At 54.4% G+C, this 6734-nt stretch carries 8 protein-coding genes and 1 tRNA gene; 4 read left to right on the forward strand and 5 right to left on the reverse strand.

The annotated features are described in order from the left end of the window. Nucleotides 1-2 precede the first annotated feature (2 nt). The 4 genes from BUC32_RS10605 to BUC32_RS10620 are packed head-to-tail and all read right to left on the reverse strand — an operon-like array spanning nt 3 to nt 3255. Nucleotides 3-1151: an acyl-CoA dehydrogenase family protein gene (locus BUC32_RS10605; protein ID WP_073252382.1), complete on the reverse strand. Its 1149-nt coding sequence runs from the start codon at nt 1149-1151 to the stop codon at nt 3-5. Nucleotides 1152-1167: 16 nt separating this feature from the next. Further along, a complete protein-coding gene (locus tag BUC32_RS10610; RefSeq protein ID WP_073252384.1) occupies nt 1168-1584 on the reverse strand; it encodes a MaoC family dehydratase in 417 nt (138 codons plus the stop codon). Next, nucleotides 1581-2063 (reverse strand): FAS1-like dehydratase domain-containing protein, encoded by a 483-nt coding sequence (locus BUC32_RS10615; RefSeq protein ID WP_083599306.1) that lies wholly within the window; start codon nt 2061-2063, stop codon nt 1581-1583. Before BUC32_RS10615 ends, BUC32_RS10610 begins: the two co-directional genes overlap by 4 nt. Nucleotides 2064-2067: 4 nt before the next feature. Then, entirely contained in the window at nt 2068-3255 is a 1188-nt protein-coding gene (locus tag BUC32_RS10620) for a lipid-transfer protein (protein WP_073252385.1), read from the reverse strand. A 98-nt stretch (nt 3256-3353) separates the two neighbouring features. Here BUC32_RS10620 and BUC32_RS10625 point away from each other — a divergent pair, with 98 nt between their 5' ends. The 4 genes from BUC32_RS10625 to BUC32_RS10640 all read left to right on the forward strand — a co-directional run bounded on the left by BUC32_RS10625 (nt 3354) and on the right by BUC32_RS10640 (nt 6052). Beyond that, entirely contained in the window at nt 3354-4265 is a 912-nt protein-coding gene (locus tag BUC32_RS10625) for a LysR family transcriptional regulator (protein WP_073252387.1), read from the forward strand. Between the two features lie 77 nt (nt 4266-4342). Then, nucleotides 4343-5344, forward strand: coding sequence for a GlxA family transcriptional regulator (locus BUC32_RS10630; RefSeq protein ID WP_073252389.1), 1002 nt, complete (start codon nt 4343-4345; stop codon nt 5342-5344). A gap of 108 nt (nt 5345-5452) precedes the next feature. Next, nucleotides 5453-5529, forward strand: a tRNA-Met gene (locus tag BUC32_RS10635). A 277-nt stretch (nt 5530-5806) separates the two neighbouring features. Further along, nucleotides 5807-6052 carry a hypothetical protein gene (locus BUC32_RS10640; RefSeq protein WP_073252391.1) on the forward strand — a complete coding sequence of 82 codons (246 nt, stop codon included), beginning with the start codon at nt 5807-5809 and terminating at the stop codon, nt 6050-6052. A gap of 15 nt (nt 6053-6067) precedes the next feature. Here BUC32_RS10640 and BUC32_RS10645 read toward each other — a convergent pair. Continuing rightward, on the reverse strand, nt 6068-6734 hold a 667-nt coding region (locus BUC32_RS10645), incomplete at its 5' end, for an IS3 family transposase (protein WP_245815164.1).

The following is a 6734-nucleotide window of genomic DNA, read 5'->3' on the forward strand; positions in this document are numbered from 1 at the left end:
GCTTAATCCTTATCCATTGAGCGGGCGATCAGTTCTTTCATGATCTCGTTGGTCCCGCCGTAAATCTTTTGCACCCGCGCATCGGTATAAAGTTCCGAGATCAGGTATTCGTTCATGTAGCCATAGCCACCGTGCAACTGCAGGCATTCATCAATGATGTCGCATTGCGCCTGCGTGCCCCACCATTTTGCCATGGCCGCTTTTTCGGCGGTCAGCGTGCCCAGTTCCAGTTCCGCAAGGCATTGGTCCAGCATCGCCGCCAAGAGTTCAATCTTGGTGGCAGCCTCGGCCAGTTTGAAGCGGCTGTTCTGGAAATCCATGACGCGTTGGCCAAAGGCTTTGCGTTCCTTGACGTACTCAAGCGTGGTTTCGACGGCACACTGCATCGCGCCAAGCGCCTGATACCCAATAATCAACCGTTCCCACGGCAATTGCTTCATCAATTGATAAAAGCCCTGACCTTCGTCGGTGCCAATCAGGTTGGTTTGTGGCACGCGCACGTCCTGAAAGCTAAGTTCAGCCGTGTCATTGCGCTTCATCCCCATTTTGTCGAGTTTGCGTCCCACTGAATACCCCTCAAGACCTTCGGTCTCGATCATGATCAGCGACACACCTTTTGAGCGGGACGTGGGGTCGGTCTTGGCGACCAGCACGATCAGATCGGCGCTGCCACCGTTGGTGATAAAGGTCTTGGAGCCATTGATCAGGTATTCATTGCCGTCCTTGATGGCCGAGGTTTTAACCGCCTGCAAATCAGACCCGGTGCCGGGTTCCGTCATGGCAATCGCGGCAACCTTATCCCCAGACGCAATCTCTGGCAGCCAACGTTCTTTTTGCTGCGCAGTGCCAAAAGCGGTGATGTAATGCGCGGCAATATTGTGAACAGAAAATCCCCAGCCTGTATCGCCGATCTTGGCCTGCTCCATGAAGCTGACCGCATCGAAATGTCGACTGAGCCCCATGCCGCCGTATTCTTCAGGCAGGGTAGCGCCCAGAATGCCTATGTCTCCGGCCTTCTTCCAAAATTCCTTGGGGACAAGACCGTCCTTTTTCCACTGGTCACGGTGGGGTTGGAATTCTTCCGCAAAGAAACGTTGCACCGAGTCGGCAAAGGCGTGGTGGTCTTCCTGCATCCAAAGATGATGTGGCATGTACGGGTCCTCTTCTTCAGGCTGCAGAAATTAGCGCTTCACCGCGCAATGTCTGGGTGCCGTCGTCAATCGTGGCAGTCAGGGCAATGCGCAGCATAGGGGCGCCGTCCTGTTCGAATTTTTCGGCGATACGGCCTTCGCAGGTCACCGTTGCACCAACGGGGGTGAGCGCGGTGAACCGGCTCGACAGGCCACGAAGCCGATCAATTCCCGCCCAATCTGTGGCCACACGTCCCAATTGAGCCATCGACAACATGCCATGAGCAAACACATCCTGCAGACCTGCCTTTTTGGCGAAATCCGTATCAATGTGGATCGGGTTGTGATCGCCCGATGCCCCGGCATAAAGCGCCAGTTTGGTACGGGTGATGGGACCAAAAGAGAGCGGGGGCAGGATGTCGCCGACTTTAGCCATTTCAGGAGTGAAGGTCATGATGTCACCTTTGCTGACAAACGGTGGATCAGGTCGCGGTGCGTGATGGCCAACACGCCACGATCGGCGTGACGGATTTCCATCTCAAGATGCGCAATCTCCAACTGGCCGCCTTTGGCGTCTGAAAACCCTTTGACCCGGCTGACAACCTCGACAGTGTCACCTGCAAAAATCGAGCCGAGGTATTCATAGTTCTCTGTGCCATGCAGCAGATATCGCATATCGGCTGCGATCAACTCCAAAATGGGTGTTTGCTCTTTGCGCTCGCCTTCTTTGGCGGCGGCCATTTCCAACACTACGGGATATGTTGGCGGGGCCATGACGTCGGGATATCCTGCGGACCTTGCTGCCTCGGTGTCCGAATGGATCGGATTGGTCTCGCCAATGGTTTCGGCAAAGAACGCGATGGGGCCACGTTCGACGACCACGGAGATTGGCGCGCTTTCATGGCCGACGCTGGAACGGTCAAACAAACCCATCGACTCAGGCCGCCTGATACAGCGTGACAACGCAGGCGCCACCCAGTCCCAGATTGTGCTGCAACGCGGTTTTTGCACCCTCCACCTGACGGGCCTCGGCCGTGCCGCGCAATTGATGGGTTAGCTCATAGCATTGCGCCAATCCCGTCGCGCCCAGCGGATGCCCTTTGGACAAAAGCCCGCCGGATGGGTTGGTCACAAACTTGCCACCATAAGTGTTGTCACCGTCCGCGATAAACTGCTGCGCGCCACCTTCGGGGCAGAGCCCAAGACCTTCGTAAGTGATCAACTCGTTGTGGGCGAAACAATCGTGCAGTTCGACGACATCAACCTCTTCAATGCCAATGCCGGATTGTTCCTGAACTTGCTTAGAAGCCCCGGCGGTCATGTCATAGCCAACAACCTGCATCATATCGTGGGCCTCAAAGGTTGAGGCATAGTCGGTGGTCATCGATTGCGCCCTGATCGACACGGTGGTGGGGATGTTGTGTTTTTTGGCAAAGCTTTCGGAGCAGAGGATCGCAGCGGCGCCCCCGCAAGTCGGGGGGCAGGCCATCAGGCGGGTCATTACGCCTTCCCACATCATCGGTGCGGCCATGACTTCGTCTTCGGTAACCTCGCGGTCAAACAGGGCCAGTGGGTTGCGTGTCGCATGGCGTGATGCCTTGGCGCGTATCTTGGCAAAGTCATTCAGCTTTGTACCGAATTTCTCCATATGCGATTTGCCTGCGCCACCAAAATAGCGCAGCGCAAGCGGCACCTGCGAATTGCCAACCAACGCGTCGGTTTCGGCGTCGAAATCATCAAACGGGGTCGGGCGGTCTGTCCAATGACTGCCCAGTGCACCGGGCTGCATCTGTTCAAAACCCACCGCCAGAACACAATCGGCCACACCATGCTCAATTGCCTGACGGGCCAAAAACAGCGCGGTAGACCCTGTCGAGCAGTTGTTGTTCACATTGATCACAGGGATGCCGGTCATACCCACATGATACAACGCCTTTTGACCGGATGTGCTGTCGCCATAGACATATCCAGCATAGGCTTGCTGAACATCCTCATAGCCTAGTCCTGAATCGGCCAGAGCGGCTCGGATCGCCGCGGCACCCATTTCATCGTAACTGTCCGAGGCACCCGGCTTGGAAAACTTAATCATGCCGACACCGGCGACGATGGTTGCGTTCTTAGTCATGAGCGGTCTCCCGAATCTATTGCTTGTCAAAAGTATGGGGTTGACCTGAGGTATAAATCAAATTCAATTATGTCCTGTAATATTCCCTGGAGGAATGGGTGAATTTGAACAAGCTGAGATACGTGACTGCGGTTGACCGCGAGGGGTCGATCTCAGCCGCAGCCAAAGTGCTGCTTATCACTCAATCTGCAGTGACCAAGGCCGTCGCTGATGTTGAGAGAGAGTTGGGGCTATCAATCTTTGACCGGCGCGCGCGGGGTATTGTGACAACGGCTGCCGGGCGCGATTTTGTTGATCGTGCGGCTCGAATTCTGTCAGATATGGATCAACTGGTTTCTGATGCAAAGACCGGGCGAGACACCCGCGAGCGGGTGCTTCGGATCGGCATCGCACCACCGTCCTTAGAAGGATTGCTGAACCGCGCGGTGCGGCACCTGGTGCTCAACCACGAGGACGTTCGGGTACAGTTGCGCGGCACCCCGTTTGAGGCTGGTATGCAACTGTTGCGACAGGGCGATCTGGACACTCTGATTGGTCCAACTGGCCCTGTCTCCGGGCAAACTGGTCTGGTCAGCGAACCTCTGCCGCCATTGCGGGCTCATATGTTTGCCCGCAAAGGCCACCCCCTGACGGGTCAAAAGCTTACGGCAGCCCAATTGGCGACATATCCGATCATCACACCGGATCTGTCCGGTCCGACGGTTGTTCCAATTCTCGACATCCTCGATCATTTCGAAGGAGACCCCGTGCGCGGGCTGCATATGCTGGAAAATTTCCCCATGGCTTCGGGGATTATTGAACGGTCCGATGCCGTGGGAACCGTTGTCGAAACCTATGTGCAAAGTCAGGCCTTCAAAAGCAGGTTTGAAGTTCTGAATTTCGATATGGGGGACCCCGTGCCAATGGCTTTGGTCTCGCGCGCGGAATTGCACCCATCCCGCGCGATGGTGTGGTTACGGGCCGCTCTAAAAGCCCACCCGCCAACGGCAACTGTGCCCGGTGGGCCCTAAAGGCTTGGATAGCCTTGGTGTGCAGGCTTGTGACCAAGAAAGCCTGACGGTAAGCTGTCGCGAAAAGGGGGCTCAGAATGACAGAAGGATTGGTTCCCAAGGGTGTCGCTCATGTTGAGCTTGAAACGACGTCAGAGCCCGAGCATTTCGTTTTCCTTCTGTTGCCCAATCTTTCGATGCTTGCCTTTAGCGCGGCGATTGAACCCCTTCGGATTGCCAACCAACTTACCGGAAAGGTCCTGTATCGCTGGACCATGATGTCCGAAGATGGGCAAAGCGTGCGCTGTTCCAATGGGGTCGAACTAGGGGTGGATTGCGCGATGGGCGACACGCCCAACGGGGCGTATGTCTTTGCCTGTTCCGGGGTTGAGCCCGAGAAAGCCAGTTCTCGCAAGGTGGCTGATTGGATGCGATATCAATGGCGCACAGGCCGGGTGGTTGGGGGGCTGTGCACCGGAGCTTATGCTTTGGCGCACGCAGGTATTCTCAAAGGCAAAAGGTTCACACTGCACTGGGAAAATCAGCTGCCTTTCCGCGAGACCTATCCCGAACTGGAGTTGCAAGAGCAGCTTTATGTGATTGACGATCGGATCATGACCTGTGGCGGTGGCGCTGCGGCGACGGATTTGTTTCTAAAGCTTATCTATGAACGTCATGGTCCGATGCTGAGTCAGGCGGTTTTGAACATGTGTCTGCATTTTGTACATCGATCCGAAGCAGACAGTCAGCAATCGTCAAAATCGGCCTCTTTGGGCATCCGAAACCAAAAGCTTTTGCAGATCATCAATCTTTTTGATGCTGAGATTGACCAGGAAATCAATCTGGATGACGTGGCGCGCAATGCAGGTGTTTCCCGCCGTCAGATGGAGCGGCTGTTTGCCCATCATTTGCAACGCACACCGCGGCGGTATCTGATGGATTTACGCCTGCAACGGGCGCGCGCCCTGATGGCGGAAACCGATCTGCCGGTCAGCGAAGTGGCTGTGGCTTGCGGCTTTGCAACGACGGAGCATTTCTCAAAGCGGTTCCGCGAGAGATTTGGTGTATCGCCCTATTCGTTTTCGGTCACGTCAAACTAAAAGCTGCAGGAGTCAAGGTTCGCAGAGCAGGGCGCTGCGAATTCTGCCGGGAAGATGATTTTCCATCTTGACCCCGCCCCACGACTCCAATAAATCGCACCCCACCAAGGCGGTATAGCTCAGTTGGTTAGAGCAGCGGAATCATAATCCGCGTGTCCGGGGTTCAAGTCCCTGTACCGCCACCAATAACTTCAGACACTTAGGTAATTTTTACGCGCTCACGATTTCAATTTGCGTGCGTTATTGCGTGCGTTTGAGAGGTATTCTTTTTCCATTTTGTTCAAATTTCCATCTAGCCGGTTTTCAAACCAAATATGCAGGAGGTATTTTGGTGCGTTCTGGCCGCGGATGGTAAAGAATCTAGCAACAATATTTTGCCACACAATCTTCGGAAATTCGCCGTTCGGCTCACAATTACTCTCGATGCACACTTTCAATAAGCATTTTTGAAAAGGGTCTGGGGTGGATTTTGTTTTCGACAAATTAGAAACTGAGCAGGGGTTTCTGAACGCGATTGAAACGGCAAAAAAGAGTATCGAGCAACTTGTTTCAATTGGATACTTGGAACATGGCGAAGAGTGGTGGAAAGCTTGGTCCGATCACGACCTTAAGTGGTCGGACAGAACGCCTTCTTACGTTACAATTCCCGAAGAACAAATTCCACTACTTTTGTCGGAAGCCAGACATGTTGTCCAAGTAATCGACTGAGGTGCCCCTGGTTTCCTAGACGCTCGCCTCGTTCATTTTCCTTTGTTTGATTTCATAGTCAACGGGTGACAGCATACCGTTGTTTGTGTGCTTGCGGGTCGGGTTGTAAAACATCTCGATGTAGTCGAACACGTCCTGCCTTGCTGCGTCGCGTGTGAGGTACGTTCGCCGCCTGATCCGCTCCCGCTTCAATAGGTGGAAAAAGCTCTCTGCCACGGCATTGTCATGGCAATTCCCACGCCTGCTCATACTGGCATCCAGATTGTGTTTGCTGAGAAACGAGTGCCACTCTGTACTGGTGAACTGTGACCCTTGATCGGAATGGATCATGACCTTTTGCTTTGGCTTGCGCCGCCAAACTGCAGCCAAGAGCGCTTGTAGGGTGAGATCGGCTGTCATACGCGATTGCATCGACCATCCGACTACGCGTGTTGAGAACAGGTCAATGACAACCGAAAGATACGACCATCCTTCGTGGGTTCTTATGTAGGTGATGTCCGTTACCCAGACGGTGTCAGGGGTTTCAATCTCGAACTGCCGATCCAATGTGTTGTCGGCGACAACAGCAGGCTTGCCGCCATAACGAATGAGCCTCCCCATCTGAATGGGTCCACCGTTAAGGTTAGGAAACGGAGGACTAAGAATGGCAAACAAGCGACTGAAGCCGGAAGAGATTGTCTCA

Origin of the sequence: Shimia gijangensis, from assembly GCF_900142085.1 — a bacterium.
Classification (GTDB): Bacteria; Pseudomonadota; Alphaproteobacteria; order Rhodobacterales; family Rhodobacteraceae; genus Shimia; species Shimia gijangensis.

Bases quoted from the DNA above. Each gene is read 5' to 3' on its own strand.
- BUC32_RS10605 (WP_073252382.1), bottom strand. From the start codon at position 1,151: ATGCCACATCATCTTTGGATGCAGGAAGACCACCACGCCTTTGCCGAC.
- BUC32_RS10610 (WP_073252384.1), bottom strand. From the start codon at position 1,584: ATGACCTTCACTCCTGAAATGGCTAAAGTCGGCGACATCCTGCCCCCG.
- BUC32_RS10615 (WP_083599306.1), bottom strand. From the start codon at position 2,063: ATGGGTTTGTTTGACCGTTCCAGCGTCGGCCATGAAAGCGCGCCAATC.
- BUC32_RS10620 (WP_073252385.1), bottom strand. From the start codon at position 3,255: ATGACTAAGAACGCAACCATCGTCGCCGGTGTCGGCATGATTAAGTTT.
- BUC32_RS10630 (WP_073252389.1), top strand. From the start codon at position 4,343: ATGACAGAAGGATTGGTTCCCAAGGGTGTCGCTCATGTTGAGCTTGAA.